The 18717-nt window shown below is 42.5% G+C and carries 17 protein-coding genes and 1 other annotated feature; of the genes, 9 read left to right on the top strand and 8 right to left on the bottom strand.

Annotated features, from left to right (window positions below):
• Window positions 1-5: 5 nt before the first annotated feature.
• On the top strand, window positions 6-1295 hold the full coding sequence (locus QNH28_RS12580) for a methyl-accepting chemotaxis protein (protein WP_283911647.1): 1290 nt from the start codon (window positions 6-8) through the stop codon (window positions 1293-1295).
• A gap of 180 nt (window positions 1296-1475) precedes the next feature.
• The gene (locus QNH28_RS12575; RefSeq protein ID WP_349655048.1) at window positions 1476-3476 is read left to right on the top strand and encodes a pectate lyase family protein; all 2001 of its coding nucleotides are present in this window, start codon (window positions 1476-1478) and stop codon (window positions 3474-3476) included.
• A gap of 434 nt (window positions 3477-3910) precedes the next feature.
• Here the strand turns inward: QNH28_RS12575 and QNH28_RS12570 are convergent, their stop codons facing one another.
• Together QNH28_RS12570 and QNH28_RS12565 are read right to left on the bottom strand one after the other, a co-directional pair.
• Window positions 3911-5032, bottom strand: a complete 1122-nt coding sequence (locus QNH28_RS12570) for a DUF4179 domain-containing protein (RefSeq protein WP_283911646.1) — start codon at window positions 5030-5032, stop codon at window positions 3911-3913.
• On the bottom strand, window positions 5025-5561 hold the full coding sequence (locus QNH28_RS12565) for a sigma-70 family RNA polymerase sigma factor (protein WP_283911645.1): 537 nt from the start codon (window positions 5559-5561) through the stop codon (window positions 5025-5027). Before QNH28_RS12565 ends, QNH28_RS12570 begins: the two co-directional genes overlap by 8 nt.
• Window positions 5562-5786: 225 nt before the next feature.
• Between QNH28_RS12565 and QNH28_RS12560 the strand changes: the two genes are divergently transcribed.
• Window positions 5787-6161, top strand: coding sequence for a winged helix-turn-helix transcriptional regulator (locus tag QNH28_RS12560; RefSeq protein ID WP_283911644.1), 375 nt, complete (start codon window positions 5787-5789; stop codon window positions 6159-6161).
• A 149-nt stretch (window positions 6162-6310) separates the two neighbouring features.
• Here QNH28_RS12560 and QNH28_RS12555 read toward each other — a convergent pair whose 3' ends face one another.
• Window positions 6311-6736, bottom strand: a complete 426-nt coding sequence (locus QNH28_RS12555; RefSeq protein WP_283911643.1) for a hypothetical protein — start codon at window positions 6734-6736, stop codon at window positions 6311-6313.
• A 195-nt stretch (window positions 6737-6931) separates the two neighbouring features.
• Window positions 6932-7219 (top strand) — a binding site (T-box leader).
• 105 nt (window positions 7220-7324) lie between these two features.
• Here QNH28_RS12555 and trpS point away from each other — a divergent pair.
• Window positions 7325-8320, top strand: a complete 996-nt coding sequence (trpS, locus tag QNH28_RS12550; RefSeq protein WP_283911642.1) for a tryptophan--tRNA ligase — start codon at window positions 7325-7327, stop codon at window positions 8318-8320.
• 75 nt (window positions 8321-8395) lie between these two features.
• On the opposite strand, the gene QNH28_RS12545 is transcribed toward trpS, so the two are convergent.
• The 3 genes from QNH28_RS12545 to QNH28_RS12535 form a co-directional block, all read right to left on the bottom strand.
• On the bottom strand, window positions 8396-8941 hold the full coding sequence (locus QNH28_RS12545) for a cation:proton antiporter regulatory subunit (RefSeq protein ID WP_283911641.1): 546 nt from the start codon (window positions 8939-8941) through the stop codon (window positions 8396-8398).
• Between the two features lie 256 nt (window positions 8942-9197).
• The gene (locus tag QNH28_RS12540; RefSeq protein WP_283911640.1) at window positions 9198-10430 is read right to left on the bottom strand and encodes an aminopeptidase; all 1233 of its coding nucleotides are present in this window, start codon (window positions 10428-10430) and stop codon (window positions 9198-9200) included.
• Between the two features lie 165 nt (window positions 10431-10595).
• A complete protein-coding gene (locus tag QNH28_RS12535) occupies window positions 10596-10967 on the bottom strand; it encodes a hypothetical protein (protein ID WP_481858365.1) in 372 nt (123 codons plus the stop codon).
• Between the two features lie 125 nt (window positions 10968-11092).
• Here QNH28_RS12535 and QNH28_RS12530 point away from each other — a divergent pair, with 125 nt between their 5' ends.
• Window positions 11093-12229, top strand: a complete 1137-nt coding sequence (locus tag QNH28_RS12530; protein WP_283911639.1) for a VanZ family protein — start codon at window positions 11093-11095, stop codon at window positions 12227-12229.
• Window positions 12230-12316: 87 nt separating this feature from the next.
• Window positions 12317-13759: a serine hydrolase domain-containing protein gene (locus QNH28_RS12525; protein WP_283911638.1), complete on the top strand. Its 1443-nt coding sequence runs from the start codon at window positions 12317-12319 to the stop codon at window positions 13757-13759.
• A 67-nt stretch (window positions 13760-13826) separates the two neighbouring features.
• Here the strand turns inward: QNH28_RS12525 and QNH28_RS12520 are convergent, their stop codons facing one another.
• Window positions 13827-14591 carry an exodeoxyribonuclease III gene (locus QNH28_RS12520; RefSeq protein WP_283912132.1) on the bottom strand — a complete coding sequence of 255 codons (765 nt, stop codon included), beginning with the start codon at window positions 14589-14591 and terminating at the stop codon, window positions 13827-13829.
• Between the two features lie 138 nt (window positions 14592-14729).
• On the opposite strand from QNH28_RS12520, the gene QNH28_RS12515 reads away from it, so the two are divergent.
• Together QNH28_RS12515 and QNH28_RS12510 are read left to right on the top strand one after the other, a co-directional pair.
• Window positions 14730-15899 carry an MFS transporter gene (locus tag QNH28_RS12515; RefSeq protein WP_283911637.1) on the top strand — a complete coding sequence of 390 codons (1170 nt, stop codon included), beginning with the start codon at window positions 14730-14732 and terminating at the stop codon, window positions 15897-15899.
• Window positions 15900-16099: 200 nt separating this feature from the next.
• Window positions 16100-16387 carry a hypothetical protein gene (locus QNH28_RS12510; RefSeq protein WP_283911636.1) on the top strand — a complete coding sequence of 96 codons (288 nt, stop codon included), beginning with the start codon at window positions 16100-16102 and terminating at the stop codon, window positions 16385-16387.
• A gap of 75 nt (window positions 16388-16462) precedes the next feature.
• On the opposite strand, the gene QNH28_RS12505 is transcribed toward QNH28_RS12510, so the two are convergent.
• Window positions 16463-17317 carry a helix-turn-helix transcriptional regulator gene (locus tag QNH28_RS12505; protein WP_283911635.1) on the bottom strand — a complete coding sequence of 285 codons (855 nt, stop codon included), beginning with the start codon at window positions 17315-17317 and terminating at the stop codon, window positions 16463-16465.
• Window positions 17318-17441: 124 nt separating this feature from the next.
• Between QNH28_RS12505 and fabF the strand changes: the two genes are divergently transcribed.
• The gene (gene fabF, locus QNH28_RS12500) at window positions 17442-18680 is read left to right on the top strand and encodes a beta-ketoacyl-ACP synthase II (RefSeq protein WP_283911634.1); all 1239 of its coding nucleotides are present in this window, start codon (window positions 17442-17444) and stop codon (window positions 18678-18680) included.
• Window positions 18681-18717: the final 37 nt, after the last annotated feature.

Raw genomic sequence — 18717 nt, 5'->3', positions numbered from 1 at the left:
TGCTTATGAGATATTCGATACAAACCAAACTAATGATAGGGTTCTCCTTAGCCGCCTTTCTTCTGGGGATAACAGGCCAAATATGGTATAGCTTCGCACAGAAGCTGCATGAAGAGCAGTTAAACACGAGTGAATACACCTCCGGCATGATGGAAGCCCTTGCGATCACTGTTGGCTGTTTCACACTAATCCTTGGGATTGGAATGGCCCTTTCCCGAATGCTCTCCCGTCCCATCAGCCAAATCGCATTAACTATTGAGGAAGTTGCCGCTGGCCAACTGAACGGCCCTGAAATCACACTCGGCAGCAGAGATGAATTGGAGGATACGGCAAAATCGATAAACACAATGACTAGTAATTTACGCGTCCTCATTCGCAGAGTTAGCGATTCTTCTCACCAGGTATCTTTGGCAGCTGACCGGTTGAACGAAACTGCCGAGCAGAACAGTCTAACCGCTCAGCAAATCGAAAAAGTGATACAGAACGTTACACTCGGATCGGAACAACAAGTGAAAGAGGTCTCTTACACCAATTCCTCTGTAAACCAAATGAATACTGGTCTTGAGCATATTGCAAATTATGCCGTTACTGTGGACACCTCTTCTATAAAAGCTGCTAAAGAAGCTACGGCGGGCAATCTCGTGATTTCCAAAAGTATGGAGCAAATGAAATCTATAGCGTCTGCGTTCGGTCATACTGCAGAAACTATTCAAAGATTAGGTGAATGTTCCGAAGAAATTGTTAATTTCGCACTGACCATTAGAGGCATTGCTGATACAACTAATCTATTAGCATTAAATGCCTCTATCGAGGCAGCACATGCAGGAGATTTCGGGCGTGGATTCTCTGTCATTGCAATCGAAGTTAAACAACTTGCCGATGCATCCAAAAGAGCCGCTGATCAAATATCCTTACTACTAAATGATATAAAAAAAGAAATATTGCAAGCAGTAACAACGATGCAGGACAGCAGTCTTGAGGTAAGTAGCGGGATTACAATCATCTCTGATGCTGGCAGTGCCTTCATGAAGATCACAAATGCGATAGATCAAGTAACTGTACATAGTAAGCAAGTAAGAGATATTACTCAGGACGCCTTCTCTCATGCTAATCATATTTCTTTAGCGGTTAAACAATTGGAAACCATAGCCAAACAATCGTACACCAGCTCAGGCGAGGCAGCAGCAGCGACATTAGAACAGGCTCATACTACCAGTCAGCTGTTTCATGAAACAGCCGCGCTGCAAAAGATGTCTCAAGAGCTACAGGATTTGATCCGTAGGTTTGATGTGTAAGGGATACAAGTGGATAGAGACAGCATAATTCCCACCATGCTGTCTCTATCCATTAACTTTGTCCTTATTTTTTATAGACTTTATAATCATTTAAATAGTAATAAATTTTTCCGATATATGTATTTATATTAATATAAATTTATAAATACATAAGGAGGAACAACCATGCGTTTGTAAAATTTGATCAAGAAGAATGTAAGTCTAGCTGTAAGCATCACCTTAATTTTCTCATTATTTATTGTTCATCCTGCCAGTGCGTCTACGTTCTTGCAAGACCACTTTGAAGAAGGAGATCGTCATTGGACAGCTACTAGTGGTGACTGGTCTGTAGTCGAACAGAATGGAAATCAGGTCTATAATCAATCCAGTTCGAAAGAAGGACGTACTTCAGCAGGGGATCCATCCTGGACCGATTATTCTGTGGAGGCTGATGTAAATGTAGTGGACTTCAATGGCTCGAACAGAACTTATGTTGCAGGCAGATACATAGATGGGAATAATTTTTATGCAGCTTCTTTGTATAATAACAATGATGGAATGCTAGAAATCAGAAAGAAATTTTCTGGATCCACTACAACCTTAGCCAGTAAATCCTACGCTTTGGAAGCTGGGGTTTGGTATCATATCAAACTCGAAATGAATGGAAACACCATCAATATGTACGTGAATGACAAATTGGAGCTTACTGCCTCTGATTCTAAATTAAAAAAAGGCGCAGCAGGACTCGTTACCTTTAAGACGCTTGCGATGTTCGATAACGTAATCGTTTCGGACACTAATGAAGTTACACCGACGCCGACTGCTTCACCAACGCCAACTACTACACCTACACCTACACCGGTGCATGCTAGCGAATATAATTTGGCGGGGTTTGCCGAAGGTACCACGGGTGGTGGAAATATATCAGAAGATAGTCCACTCTATAAAAAGGTGTATACGGCTGAGGATCTTGCTGTTGCACTGAGAAAAGGCTCTAAAATTAAGGTCATTGAAATCATGAACGATCTCGATTTGGGGTGGAACGAGATTTCTGCAGCAGCAAAGGTATCCCCTTTTAGCGCTCATAATAGTGCATTAACACATCCTGTATTAATGGAGTCTGGTGTCAGCAAAGTGTCCGTAGACAACTTCGACGGATTGACCATTTTCTCTGCTAATGGCGCAACCATTAAACACGCAGCCTTTACCTTCAAAAGAAGCTCAAACGTCATCATCCGTAACCTTGAATTTGATGAACTATGGGAATGGGATGAAGCAACTAAAGGAAATTACGATAAAAACGACTGGGACTACATCACTATAGAGAATAGTAATAATGTATGGATCGACCATTGTACATTCAATAAATCCTATGACGGCGTAGTGGATGTTAAAAAAGGTAGCAGCGGCGTTACTATTTCCTGGTCCTCCTTCTTGGGTGATGATAGAAGCGCAACTAGCTGGGTCACTCAGCAAATAAATGCAATGGAAGCTAACAAGTCAGCTTATCCAATGTATGCTTACTTAAGAAGCAGTTCAGTTGGCCTAAGTAAAGACGATGTCATTGCAATTGCTGCCAGTCAAAAAAAGGGACATTTAATAGGTGCAACAGAATTCGCAGCTGATAATGCGCTTCTTTCTGTGACACTCCATCACAACTACTATAAAGATATACAAGATCGTATGCCTCGTCTTCGGAGCGGTAATGCGCATGCCTATAATATTGTAATGGATAACGAAGACACTCGGTTGGCTAAGAAACGTCTTACATCAGCTATGGAAAAAGCTATCTCGAGCAAAGGCTACCATTTCGGTGTAACAAGTAACGGGGCAATCTCTACTGAAGGAGGGGCAGTATTGCTTGAAAGTTCAGTGATTATCGATGTGGTGTATCCCCTTCGGAACAATCAAGCTGATGCTAGCAATAGTAAGTATACCGGGGCAATAGCGGCGCTAGACACGGTCTACTCCCTGGATGGAGCAACATTCCGTGGAGACAGCACTTTTGCTAATAGTCCTCTATCACCTGTACCTGCTGCGATTAAAGCATTCGCATGGAACGGTTTCACAACACTTCCTTATAGCTATACAACAGATGACCCAACTAGTCTGAAGTCTAGACTAACAGCTGTTTACGGCTCGGGGGCTGGCAAACTATCTTGGTCAAACGAGGAATGGTTGAAGACTAATTACAGTAACTAGTAGAATATACTTGAGGTCTAAATTCTCTCTATAGAAAACCTAGCGAATCGAACGGTGAATCAGACGGTGGTAACTCTACGCTACGCTCAAAGCGCAAGCATCCGATGAATCGGACTCAGGAGCCCATATTTCGAAGATTCACGGCATTTCACAACGCTATCGGACTCAGATGCCGTTATTCATCCAATAATGTTTCAATTCGGTGTGAAAATAGACTAATAAGTGCTATACAGTCCGATAGATCGGAAAAATGGACTAAACAACGCAAATAGCTGCGATACGGTCCAAATGGTTTGTAAGGTTTAGTGATAAAGTCATTTTCAAAAATTGCATACTATTTCAAAAGACATAAAAGGCCGCTATCTGCGGCCTTTTTGTCTGTATTGCGTGTTCCGATACATATTTTTGCAAATTCAGCTCGTATCTCTTGCTGCTTATTTTTTCAAGATATCAATATACTCTTCTTTCTCGCGATCAGGCCCCGTATCAAGCTTCAAACGAATGGATTTCGGATGATCTAATACGTTGCTGCTAAAATTACTTATAAATCCATCCTCACTACCACTTCCGCCAATCGATTTATTTTCCACTTTTTGCTTTCCAACCTGTGAAATCAACGTACTGGGGGTCTTTTCAAATATTTCATTCCTGATCTCCCAATCGGTTTTTAATGCTTCACTTAACGTAAATTTAACTACTATACTTAATGGAGATAGCTCCACCTGTGAAAGATTCACTTCATGTCCGTCAATCATAAAAGGCTTATTAATAACTACTATCTCAGTCTTCTGTTCCCAAAATTTTGGATCAATAGCGAAGCTCACCTTTAAACGATCAGAATAGCGCATGTCAGCTAGATTCGTTCCCGTTTTTGGTTTTGCTAGCATTCCTGGATCCACTGAAGCGATCTGAAAATTCGCCACCACCTCTTTTGGAAATGCTTTATTCTTATCTAGTGGATAGATAGTTTTTCCGAGCCAAGTATAAATACTATCCTCAGCATGTGATCCCATTCCACTTCGATTCCCATTTTTGTCTACTATACTCTGTCCAGTTACCGCATCTGTCAGCCACACACTATTCACGTTGTAAATTTCTTGACCATCACTTGTCGTCCCTGTATACAGCAGCATGATTTTATTTTCATCAGCGATCACAGCATTCAGAGTAATTTTATACCCGTTTTTCTCAGCGCTTTTATTGATGATTTGCACATAATCGTTTCGAATAGCAGATTCTAATGTAAGGGCATCAACGTCAGATTCAGCCAACTTCTTAAAAGGTTCCAGCATCCCCCAATCACTTGATTCAATACTTGTAGAGGCTTGTTGAGGCAGCCATTGGGATGGATTGAAGAAGAGTAATCCTGCGATCAAAACAGCGGCAGTCATTACAGCCATCGTGCTTTTGGCGAACATTAGTTTTTTACCGCGCTTCTTACCCAGCTCAATTCCTGCTTGTATGGCATAGATTTGTGCGGCAGCACTCTCCATTTTTTGTTCCTGCGGGATCCGTTCAGCATCGCTTAACATGGCAAGCTCCTCCTGACTACTCATGGTTCCAATCACCCCGATTCTTAATGATAGTTCTTAACTGCTTTAGTCCTTTATGCTGCCATGTCTTGACCGTTCCCTCAGGTTTACTCAGAATGTTAGCGATCTCGCTCAAGGTCATATCGTTGTAGTATTTAAGTAGCAGCACATGGCGATACTTGGGCTTAACCTGTTCGAGTGCCCACAGCATTTCCATCCGATGATGGCCAATATGTGTGATCTGCTCCCCTAATCTCTCATCTACTAGCGGCATGGAACGTTTTCTGCGTCTTTGTTCATCTATACAGACATAAATCAGAATCCGAATAATCCATGATTTGAACGCTTTGGGATCCTTTAACGTTTTTCTTTTGATCCAGGCCCGGCAAGTCATTTCCTGCATCGCTTCAAGCGCATCATTCCGGTTTCGCAAGTAGCTGTAGGCTATACTGTATAGTTGCTCTCTATGTACCAATATGGAATCGTAGAAATCCGTCTCGCTCCGAGTATCAAGAATCGTCACTTTCTTCATTTCTGCATTAGTCATCGTCATATCCTTTCTTAGCCCCCTCTCCTAAACCTCTCATAGATTAAGACGGGGAGGGTATAGAAACGGTTTTTATTTGTATTAACTTTTTTGGGGCTGAGCACTCTAAGATTATAACATTCTATAAAAATTGAACGATAAATGTTATGATAGGTAAAATTGGACATAATCAATAGTACGCACTTAAAAGTACCATAGGCACAAAAATGTACCTATACATTGGAGGCAATCATGACAACAACAACCATTAAGAAAAAATACAATATTTCCGTTGAAGCCACACTTGAAGTCATTGGCGGGAAATGGAAATGTGTGATTCTCTGTCATCTAACGCATGGCAAAAAACGCACATCGGAACTAAAACAGTTGATGCCCGGAATCACACAAAAAATGTTAACACAACAGCTTCGAGAACTAGAGGCCGATGGAATCATCAACCGGATCGTATACAATCAGGTTCCACCTAAAGTGGAATATGAGCTTAGTGAGTATGGGGATAGTTTAAGTGACATTTTGACTTCTCTATGTAATTGGGGAGAACAGCATATCATTAAGCAGTATGGCGATAAATATGCTGTGTTAGAGGATAGCATTTTGAATAAATAACAAGAGGAACTATAAGTTCACTCTTTTAAGAACCCCTTCCTTAATGGTTGGGGTTTGTTTGTAGATTTATGCTGCGAAAGTTGAGGTACTAATTATACGCCCTTGAAAAAAAGGACAGCTAAATCAGATCGATTTAACTGTTCCAGAACTTAAATTACGCCCTCTCCTCCAATAGCAGTTGCTGTGAATGAAATAGGACCATATAGATTTATAGGCAAGTTGCTATCATTTTGAATTACCAATTCATAATTGTGGATACCAATATAAGGACCATCAACCCACTGAACATTTAATTGGATATCAGTTTGTGTAGTAAAACGAAAAAAGGAGCTATAAATATCGACTCCAGCACGTCGGATTAAAACAAGAAATTGGCTGTTAGCAAGTGCAGTAAGACTAAAACTACCATTTAACTCGACTCTGCTGGAGAAAGAAGCCGGATTAGCCGGACTAATATTTACTTGCGCCGTGGCTAGACCCGCTCCAGCTCCAGGAATCCCTGCAACCGTTATAGCGGTAGTAAACGGGTCTAATGGGATTTTTGCCTGTGACCCATAACTTATAATTGTCGCCATTTATCATCACTCCATTTCAAGGTTATAGAATAGTATATTGTGAATCCGCAATGATAGATTGGACTTAATTCCTGATGATTATAAACATTTAAGTTATACTTTTACTAGATTATAAAACCCAGTTACTTCGGATATCACCCTCTATTCCACCTATTGACAAACTCACGCATCAGAATTACAATTACCCAAATATCATGAACAACGCTGACAAAGGGTAAGTAGACAAACGAACATGGACTTCAGAGAGCCGGTGGTTGCTGCGAACCGGTGTCCAACGCTTGATCGAATGGCCTTTAGAGTTGCTCTTCCGAACCATCTTGATAGGATGCTGTAGGGATAGCCGGGGTTCCCGCCGTTATCAAGGGATCTGTATCGAGATTATCTTTTAACCCTCTCCGTACAGGTAAGAGAAGATCGTAAAGCCAACGAAACGTATGGTGACACGATCAATTAAGGTGGTACCACGACAACTTCGTCCTTATTGGATGAGGTTTTTTTGTCATTTTAAGGAGGTGATGGCCATGGATGATGGCTGGTGGTGGCGACTCAATCGTATGAATCAGAAGCAACAAAACAGGAGGAATTCAAATGATAAAAGAACGTGTATTAACTGGAGATCGAGTGACCGGAAAGCTTCACCTTGGCCATTACGTGGGCAGCTTACAGAACCGAGTGGATCTACAACAGAAGTACGATACTTTTGTGTTTCTAGCAGATATTCAGGCCTTAACGACTCACTTTGATCGTCCTCAACTACTTGGTCAAAACTTAAATGAAATCGCACTGGACTATTTATCAGCGGGTATAAATCCAGATACAGCAACAATATTTATTCAATCTATGGTTCCTGAGATCGCTGAGCTGACCGTCCTATTCTCCATGTTTGTCACTGTGAATTCGTTGCGGCATAATCCTACAATTAAAGCCGAATCGAAGAACTCCAGCTTAGATGAACTGTACTACGGTTTTCTTGGGTATCCAGTTAGCCAGGCTGCGGATATAACCTTTTGTAAAGCGACGATTATTCCTGTAGGAGAAGACCAGCTCCCCCATCTGGAGTTGACTCGCAAAATCGTACGTAGATTCAACGAGCTGTACAGCCCCATCCTTGTGGAGCCCAGAGCGCTCATCAGCGAGATGCCAAGACTAGTGGGAACAGACGGCAATGCTAAAATGAGTAAAAGCCTAGGTAATGCCATCGAGCTGGACTCCACGAAAGAAGAGATTGCCTTCAAGATCCGTAAAGCCACAACCGATCCGGCCCGCGTTCATAAAAATGATCCTGGGCATCCAGATATTTGTCCCATTTATGCCTATCATCGCGCTGTTCGTTCGCATGGCGCCCCAGAAATTCGCGAAGGCTGTGAAAATGGCACTATAAGCTGTTCTGCCTGCAAGCAGCTTATCACGACAGCTCTAGACCAGCTAATTGAACCAATGCGTGAGCGTCGCTCCTATTATGCTGCCAGACCCAAGGTTGTCGAGGATATCTTAATATCCGGAACTAAACGTGCCCGCGGCATCGCACAAGACACGATGACCGAAGTACGCGAGGCCATGGGTCTTAATTATTTTTCAAAATAAAACGATTCGTATGGGCAATAAAAAACAGCCGGACTCCCCATTGAAGAGAGCACCGGCTGTTTTTTTAAGAAAATATTATTTACTAAGGACATCCTCTGACATCAACCGCTTCAGGGCAATAAATTGCTTCGCGTCCCCTGCGGCTACAAGTGTCGATCCCTCCTTGAAGCTATACTCTGGACCAGGGTTTAGGAATTTACGCTTGTCCGCTTCTACAATAGCGATGATTGCAGCGCCCGTACGTTCTCTAATCTCAAGTTCCCCTATGGTTCTTCCAATCAAAGGACTAGCAGGAGTAATCCGCAACCAGTCTACAATCAGGTCCTCAAACAAATTTTCCTCGACTTCGACTGCCTTAGGCTTATAAGTAATACCAGCAAGTATTGCCGATACAGTTCTTGACTCTTCATCATCTAACGTCACATTGGACAGGGTCTCGTTGCCTCCATCAGTTAAATGATACATCTCACGTCTTTCATCATTATGAATAACAATGGTTAAGCTCTCTCCCGAGCGTGTATTCATGCAATATTTACGTCCAATGCCAGGCAAATCCACTTCTCTAATATCCATTTCACTTCCCCTTTCTCCCCCACCTGTTCCCCAAAAACTATGGCTCATAGTAGATTTCCCTCCCATCAGCTCTCCGTCCATCTCTAATAACTAATAAAGACATATGATTCATGGCTAAGTCTCCTTTGCATAAAAATATAGGCCTTCTACTAAGAAGGTCTACCATAAGCTTACCAGTTTATAAAAAGGAAACAACCCTAACCAAAAACACATAGGAATTAAAATACTTTCTATAACATAAATCCTTTCACCAAAAAAAAGGCCGTAACTCCCTAAAGCGAGATTACGACCTTACATTTATACCTTACAGCACCCAATTCCCCTTACGGAACACCGGTTCAATCGTGCCATCCGCAAGTTCTCCATCGATATCCAGTTCTGCCGAACCGATCATGAAATCGACATGCGTTAAGCTTACATTAGCACCTCGTGCCACAAGCTCTTCATTCGTAAGCCTTGTACCGCCTTCAATATTGACAGGATAGGCACTTCCCAACGCGAAATGGCAGGAGGCATTCTCATCAATCCCTGTATTGTAGAAAATTCGGTTCAAGCGAGAGATTGGAGAATCATGCTGCACTAAAGCCACTTCTCCTAGATAAGATGCACCTTCATCCGTTGCTAGAAGCGAGGTCAGATGCTCACGTCCGGACTCAGCTTCATAGGCTACTACTTTTCCATCTTTAAAAGTAAATGAAAGCCCTTCGACCAGACGTCCGTTTAAATTCAATGGAAGTGTGCTTCTAACAGTTCCGTTCACTCCAGTACGATTAGGCATGGAATAGATCTCTTCCGTTGGCATATTCGCCACGAAATACACGCCCTTATCATTCTCTCCGCCGCCTCCACGCCATAGATGACCTTCTGGAAGCTCCACATGCAGATCCGTTCCTGGAGCGCGGTAATGCAGGCTTTTATAACGCTTAGCGTTCATTCTATCCTGACTTTCTTTCAATTGACCGATATGTTCTCTCCAAGCAGCTACAGGATCATCGCTTCCTACACGATTCATCTGGAATACCGCTTCCCACATTGCCTCCACTCGCTTTTCCTCTGGAAGATCAGCAAACACCTTGTTTGCCCAAGCACGCGTTGGAGCCTTGACGAGGGACCAGCTGATTTTACTATTACGGGTATATTTGGAGTAGTTTTTACGAGCAACCGCTGCCGCTTTGACCGCTCTTGATACTTTGGAAGAATCAATACCATTGAACAATTCCGGATCTGGTACTTTAATATGTAAAATGGCGCCGTTCTCTTCCGCAAACTTCTCCATCATTTCTGCTTGCCACTGTGGATAGTAATCGAAGGAATCTTCCGGAGCTTTTTCGTAACGAATACGTGTAGTCGCTTCATCGTCCCAATCTACAATTACATATTTAGCACCTGCTTCGTAGGCTTTACCTACAATCAAGCGAGTAAGCTCTGCAGTTTCAATAGGTGCATGCACCATTAAGACTTGTCCAGGCTGTACATTTACCCCTACCTTTACAACCAGGTTCGCATATTTCTCTAACATTACCTCAAAATCTTTCATGAATTCTCTTCCTCCATCTCTATGGTTGCTTTACTGTCGCACCAAAGCACCGGAGCTCCTTAACAGCAGACGGTCAGCTTCACTTCTTATTTTAACGCAAAACGCTAAGAGTTGCGATTCGATATAATAAAGCGGCCCCCATGAAGGGACCGCTCACGTAAATCTTTATTTTTTATCCACCTGCAGCAAGGTTACGGTCTTTAAAGAATAGGTATGCATAATCTTGTCTTCAGAGATTACATTAAGCTTGGTCAAGCTTGCTACCTTCGCGGGGTCTGATTTGGAGAGCATACGCCACACTTCGGGGTCTGATAAGGTTTCATATAGCTTCAGATCATCATATTCTTTGCGATTTTGCATCACAAGCTTCACTTTGTAGCTTCCGATTTCAGTCTCGGTTGCCCCCTGCTCACTACAATAGCTTAGAATTTCCTGCCGCAGCTCACCCAATTCTTTTTCGATTTCCTTTTGCTTTTGTTTCAGTCGATAATACTGCTGCACCTTTTTCTCCATCACTTCACGCTCCTCTATAGACATATGTATGCCGGAAGCGCTAAATAAATAAGTTGAGTTCCCTATCATAAAATTTTATAATGAGCCGGGAAAGCTAGTTTGCAGCAGACTCCTTTCTTCCACAAAAACAATGATTCGGCAGGTGACTTATGTTTCATTCTTACTTTTTCCCAATTTCTTATGCCTTTATGATGTTTCCTATAGCGGCATTGATCTTCACACTCCCTTTTCTAATCGTGCAATACCGTAGACACGGCTACATCCATAAGCTTAGAGCTTTAATCCTATACTTATTGCTGCTCTATCTTATGAACGCTTACTTTCTCGTATTGCTTCCGATGCCTTCCTCTAGACATAACATGGCGCCTTCAGGGAGCATCATGCAGCTCATCCCTCTACAATTTATACAAGATATTATAGATGGCTCTAAGATCATACCTGATCAGATTTCAACGTATTGGTCGTTACTGCGTGAACCTGCTTTTTTACAGGTGATATTTAACATCGCTTTGACTGTGCCGTTTGGATTATTTCTGGGCTACTATTTTCGGGCGCGCTGGGGAATGTGTATTCTCTTGTCTTTCATACTTTCGTTATCTTTTGAGGTCACTCAGGTTACAGGTATCTACGGCTTTTTTGACCATCCCTACCGCCTATTTGATGTCGATGATCTTATTACCAACACGCTGGGAGGGATCTTTGGATTTCGGATTGCTATATGGATTAATGGGTTGCTGCCACGTATAGAACAACTGGATACGAATATCGACCGTTCTGCCAAAAGAGTCTCCTATACCCGCAGAGGAATTGCTTTTTTCATCGATAGTATGGTGTGGATCATCGGGTTTGGTGTACTTTATGGATTCGATATAAAAAGTGCTTTCTGGATTGTAACAGGGATTTACTTCATCCTGATTCCAGCTTTCACTGGTGGGCGGACCTTAGGCAAATGGATTGTACGTATTCGGGTAACGAGCAAAGGTAATCGAGCTTCTTTCTGGGCGCTTATGATCCGATATGGTCTGCTATATTGGATATTACTTGGACTTCACGCTCTTGTTATCGATTCTGATGTGACTGGGCTTCTATCTTCACCATTGAGAACGGTCGCTTACCTCATTGTTCTACTGGTCGATCTAGCTTTCTTTATTCATTTAGTCATTAAGGTATTCAAAAAAAATGACCAGCTAATCTATGAGCAATTAAGCCGAACCTCGCATGTTATTTCATGGCCTGAGAAAAGACTGAATACCGATACCTCAAACAGCAGCTCTATAGAGGATTAAAAATCTTCATTTTTATATAGTATTTATACAATGGAATTTATTATAGAATAGGAAGGTAGGAATTCTCAAAATTTAGGAGATGAATGAATGGAAACTACAAGTAGCTTGCAGTTGTCTAGAAGTCTTCCAGAAGAGCAGGGCATATCATCAGCCGCAATATCCACCTTTATTGATGCAGTAGAGAACCAAAGCTTAGGTCTGCATAGCTTCACGCTCCTTCGGCATGGGTATGTGGTCTCTGAAGGCTGGTGGTCTCCTTATAAGTCCGATCTTCCACATATGCTATTTTCCCTTAGCAAAAGCTTCACCTCAACTGCAATCGGGTTTGCGGTCACAGAAAAGCTAATCACACTCGACGATTCAGTCATCTCCTTCTTCCCTGAAGAGGCTCCTGCGACTATCACTGACAATCTATCCAACCTGACAATCAGACATCTATTGATGATGGGTACCGGGCATGTCGTGGATACTATGGACACACTTCATAAAAGTGCAGACGGGAATTGGGTTAAAGCTTTCTTCTCAGTCCCAGTGGAGAAACAACCAGGTACACATTTCCTATATAATACCGGCGCCACTTACATGTTGTCCGCGATCCTTCAAAGAGTTACTGGCCAAACACTGCTAGAATATCTAGAACCGCGTCTGTTCGTTCCGCTTGGTATTCACGGAGCAACTTGGCAGTCTTGTCCACGTGGAATTAACACGGGGGGATTTGGCTTAAGCATTACCACTGAAGATATTGCTAAATTCGGACAATTATTCTTGCAAAAAGGCATTTGGAATCATCAGCGCCTGCTGCCTGAAGAGTGGATCACAGAAGCTACATCCAAACATATTTCCAATGGCGAAGGCGATCATGACTGGGCGCTCGGATATGGTTATCAATTCTGGAGATGCCAACATGGAGCCTACCGCGCCGATGGCGCATTCGGACAACTCTGCGTTGTTCTTCCTGATCAAGATGCGGTAATTGCTATTACTGCCGCTTCAAATAGTATTCAAGGAATTTTGAATGCAGTGTGGGAGCATTTACTACCCAATATGAAGGATGCTCCTCTTCTGGAAGATCAAGCATTAGCAGCCAAATTGGCAGACCAATTAAAGAATTTATCGATAGACCCTCCACAATTACAGCGGTCATCTATTCTAGAAGATCAAATAAATGGCATAACCTATACACTCGATGACAACCAATTTTCACTAGCTACCATCTCTATCTCCTTCAACAATGATGAAGCTGAGGTTACTTTAATAACTAAACTGGGTGAGAACAATGTCATTCGATTAGGCCGAGGACAATGGCTCGAAAGCTTTGCGCTGATCCTGGAGCCTTCCATGAACCGAATTATGTCCAGCTTTACTTGGTCTTCTGAAGACCAGCTTCAGTTGTCCTTGCTGTTTGTTGAAATGCCTTTCTTGATTACACTTGATATTAATATTTTAGAGAATACGCTAATCCTTAAGCAGCGGATCAATGTAAATATGGGACCGCTTGAATTCGATGATATCATTGGAAGCATACAATAGGTATAGTTAATAAAAGAAAGGCCGCTTTGTTCTTTTCGGGAACTTAGCGGCCTTAAATCACTTTATTTTATTCCGAAAAATCAGCAAGCTTCAAGATTACCGGGCAATGATCACTGCCCATGATCTGACAATCGATTTGGGCATCAATTACATTAGGTGCAAGTCTAGAAGAAGCTAGGAAATAATCAATCCGCCAGCCTACATTCCGCTCTCTCACCTTCGGCATATAAGACCACCATGAATATACTCCTTCTAGCTCCGGGTGAAGGTATCGGAACGTATCTATGAAGCCCGACTCTAGCAGCGTACTCATTTTCCCTCTCTCTTCATCCGTAAAACCGGAGTTCCCACGGTTAGCCTTTGCATTCTTGATATCAATATCCTCATGGGCTACGTTTAGGTCTCCGCAGACAACAACTGGTTTACGCTTGTCCAGTTCTAAGAGATAATTACGGAAACGGTCCTCCCATTCCATTCTATATTCCAATCGAGACAAATCTCGTTTAGCATTTGGTGTATAGACGTTGACCATATAAAAATGTTCGAACTCTAATGTAATGATCCGACCTTCTGCTTCTTCATCTTCTTCCATCCCATATCTCGCAGAGATAGGCTTGATTTTGGTGAATATTGCCGTACCGGAATATCCCTTTTTCACTGCGTAATTCCAGTATTGATCATATTCTTCGCCGTGCTCCAGTGTAATTTGCCCTTCCTGAAGCTTAGTCTCTTGAACACAGAAGATATCAGCGTCCACTTCTTTAAAATAGTCATTAAATCCTTTTTTCACACAGGCCCGAAGGCCATTAACATTCCATGATACCAGCTTTATCATCGGCTTTTCTCCTTGCATTTCGCTTTAATTATTCTCAGTTTATCATAGTTTTATATCCTAATCATTCAACATCCGTGATACAATATCAAAATTGACTCTATACAAATATTAATTAATACGTGAGGTAAAAAAATTATGAAAGCACCAACACTATTACGAGGGTTTAACTTTTTGTACTTTGCCCTGCTGGCCATGTTCATTCCTTTTCTGCCAGTCTATCTAGGGGAGCAAGGTCTAAACCCGGCACAAATCGGATTCATTATTGGTACAGGAGGGTTTGTTACCATCATTGCTCAACCCTTATGGGGGATGATTAGTGACAGAACAAGAACAATCCGCAAAGTACTTTTAGTTCTACTGTTATGCTCTGCGGTGACGGGCTACTTTTTATTCGATTCCAACAGCTATGTCGGACTTATTCTTTTTGCGATGCTGCTCTATTTCTTCTTGATGCCTATCGATCCGCTTGCTGAAAGCCTGAATTTCCGGATCTCCGAGGCAGCTGGAATCAGCTATGGGTCGATCCGTACATATGGTGCGTTAGGATACGGTGTAATGGCTTTGCTCACAGGTTATGTGCTGAGTTATTTCGGCTCCCAAGGGATGGCCATGCTGTTCGTTGGAATTAGCCTTACAAGCTTTATCGTCAGTTGGTTCATGCCAGATGCTCCAGTCACCGGTAAACCAGTTACACTTGACAGCTTAAAGCATTTTCTTAGCAACAAAGAAACACTGCTGTTTCTAGTGCTCATATTTATTAGCTCCGTTCCTGCACGAATGAATGATACCTTCCTTGGTGTTTATATCCGTGAGCTTGGTGGTAGTCCTGAATTAGTAGGTCAATCGTTCTTTATCGCCGCAATGAGTGAAATTATCGTCTTTGCCTTAAGCTTTTGGTGGCTACGCAAAGGAAAAGAACTTATCATAATATCAATTTCTGGAGCCTTTTATTTTCTTCGATTCTTTATTTCAGCCTGGATTACTGATCCGCATTTGTTAGCTTATCTACAGATTCTACAAATTCTTACCTTCCCGGTGTTTTACTCCGCAGCTATTCAATATCTGTACAGTATTGTGCCTGAAGAATGGCGTGCTACAGGTCAAACTGTACTAGCGCTGTTGTTTTTCGGTGTATCAGGCATACTCGCTTCATATGCTGGCGGAGCATTGTATGAAGCCTTTGGCGGTAAGGCCCTTTACTTAACGATTTCCGTGATGTCATTTATCGGCATGCTGTTCGGATTGATATTGTACAGAATCTATGGAAGTAAACACGCCAATAAAAAGAATATAGCAACTCATTAATCCTCCAACAATAAAACGGGAGTGTCCATGCCATGTAGATGGCTACCGGACACTCCCGTTTTCTGTGAATAAGTATCGTAGTGTCCGAACACAATCTCCTTGTCCCCTATCAAAAAGTGCTAATTCCCCGTGTCATTCGCTCTCCCATCAATAGATTTACAGCATAGTATATCCTATCAAATGAAAAGGAGGTCGTTACTATGGCCATCGTATTACCGCAACAATTTTTTGTTTTAGAACCCGTCATTGGCAAATCATATTATGAAAACCTTGCAGGTGGTATTAATGCTGCAGTTACAGTAAACAATATCTCGGACCAGCCGGTACAACTAGTATTAACCCGTGTGAATGCTCCAGTTATCACTTACACGATTCCAGCATTCAATAGTCTTACACTTCAAGTTCATGCACTGCTGGTCGCAGCACTCTTAAGTACTCCTGCGGGCACAACATTCGGATTTATTGAAATCTCAACATCAGATTTCTAATAGATTCATTTTCACAATACTCTAAAGCATCTCTAGTTGATAATTCAGCTAGAGATGCTTTCTCATGGAAATCTACTAAAGTGATTCTTTATGCTGTTCCATAAGCTGCTTCAGCTTAATTTCCGTATTCGAATCTGCGGCTGGAGTATAAATACTACAACGTAAATCTGTGCTACCTTGAACCTGTAATGAGGTTAAATGAAATAACATTTTTCCTGCTTTGGCATGTCTGAATTCCAGAAGTACATCAGGAGCAGAGCTGACCCGACTTTGTTCCCACATTTCATTAAACGCTGGATGAAGTCCCTTTAATTCCTCAATAAATTCATCGTACCAACGATCCTCTACATATTGTCCGTAATACGCTCTAAAGATGGATAGATATCCACTTACGAATTGTTCCCAATTTACGGCTAAACGTCTGAATTCCTTGCGAACAAATAACAAACGAATCATGTTTCTCTCCTCGATGGGCAGTTTGAAGAAATCAAGAAACACATGTGCTGCAGCCTCATTCCAACCTACAATCCCGCAACGTCGGTCTGAAATAATCGTAGGACAAGTCCTCAGCTCCTGTAAAATTTTCTGTAGAGAAGGACTTATTACAGAGGATTCCTCTTGCTGAAATAGAACATTCCCTGTTCCAGTCTCTAGTGCTAGTGCAAAAAGATATTTCCGCTCATCATTAGTTAGCTTTAGGGCAGTCGCAATACAATCCAGAACAGACGAAGATACTTTAATATCCCTGCCCTGTTCTAGCCACGTATACCAGGTGCTGCTTACTCCCGCTAGCTGGGCAACTTCTTCCCTGCGAAGCCCAGGCGTTCTCCTGCGTGTGCCTTCTGGCAGCCCAACAGAGCTGGGTGAGATGGCAGCACGGCGTGCTTTTAAGAAATCTGATAATGCCTGCAATCTCGTCTGATTAGCCATTTGCTCCCTCTCCTCTCTGTAACAATCATTAGTATAGTACAAATTATACTAGGATAAACGATAACTTGTAATAGGATAAAAAAAGTGGAAAAATACCTATATACACTTCTTGAGGAGGTTCATTATGGAACGCGTAGTTATTACAGGCATGGGCTTAATTTCGCCCCTTGGAAATACAATAGAGCAATTCTGGGATCGTCTAGTTTCTGGTGAGTCGGGTATTTCCCCAATCACTTCATTTGATACTTCAAACTTTAAGACAAAGATCGCGGGAATCGTACATGATTTCGATGCGGAGGCCAGATTTGGCCGTAAAGAAGCCCGCAGAATGGATAGATTTAGCCAGTTCGCCCTCGCAGCCGCTGAGGATGCTTGGACACATTCCGGTCTACAGCTTGATAAGATTGACAAGGAACGTCTCGGAGTTTACGTAGGCTCAGGCGTTGGTGGGATTCAGACCTTGATGGAGCAAGGGAGTGTGCTAAAGGACCGTGGACCAGATCGGGTCAGCCCCACTTTAATTCCAATGATGATCTCCAATATGGCTGCGGCGATGATCAGCATTAAATTAGGAGCCTTAGGTCCTACGATGTCTCCAGTAACTGCCTGCTCTATTGGAAATACAGCAATCGGTGAAGCCTTCCGGTTGATCCGTTATGGAGGTGCGGACATAGTAATTGCTGGTGGATCAGAAGCAGCCATTACTGAAATCTCTTTAGCTAGTTTCGGCAATGCCACCTCCTTATCCACTCGAAATGAGGAGCCGACTAAGGCAAGTCGACCTTTTGATGGGGAGCGTGATGGATTTGTTATCGGAGAAGGCGGCGGAATTGTTATTCTAGAATCACTTTCACACGCGCAGCGTAGAAACGCCAAAATTCACGGAGAGGTTATCGGTTATGGCGCCAGCTCTGATGCCTATCATATGGTCGCCACCCATCCAGAAGGAATTGGTGCTTATCAAGCGATGAAGCTGGCTCTGAATGAAGCTAATCTCCAGCCCAAAGAGGTGGATGTAATTAGTGCTCATGCCACCAGTACAATAGTAGGTGACCGCTCCGAGACCCTTGCGATAAAGAAGTTATTCGGTGATCAGGCTTACCAAATTCCCGTAACAGCTAATAAGTCTATGACCGGCCATGCTTTAGGGGCGGCCGGTGGCTTAGAAGCCATAGCCCTGATTAAGAGTATTCAAGAAGGAATCATCCCTCCTACCATTAATCAGGAGTTCGTAGATTCCATCTGTGATCTGGATTATGTCCCGAACATTGCACGAAAAACTGATCTTACCATAGGCATGTCTAACTCCTTTGGTTTCGGTGGGCATAATGCTGTCATTGTGATTCGAAAGTTTGAAGACTGACCATTCATCCATAAAACGGGGTTCCAGTTTAGTCATT

Origin of the sequence: Paenibacillus sp. G2S3, from assembly GCF_030123105.1 — a bacterium.
Taxonomy (GTDB): Bacteria; Bacillota; Bacilli; order Paenibacillales; family Paenibacillaceae; genus Paenibacillus_AQ.
The sequence above is the reverse complement of the archived record's forward strand: the minus strand, read 5'-3'. Positions and strand labels throughout refer to the sequence as shown.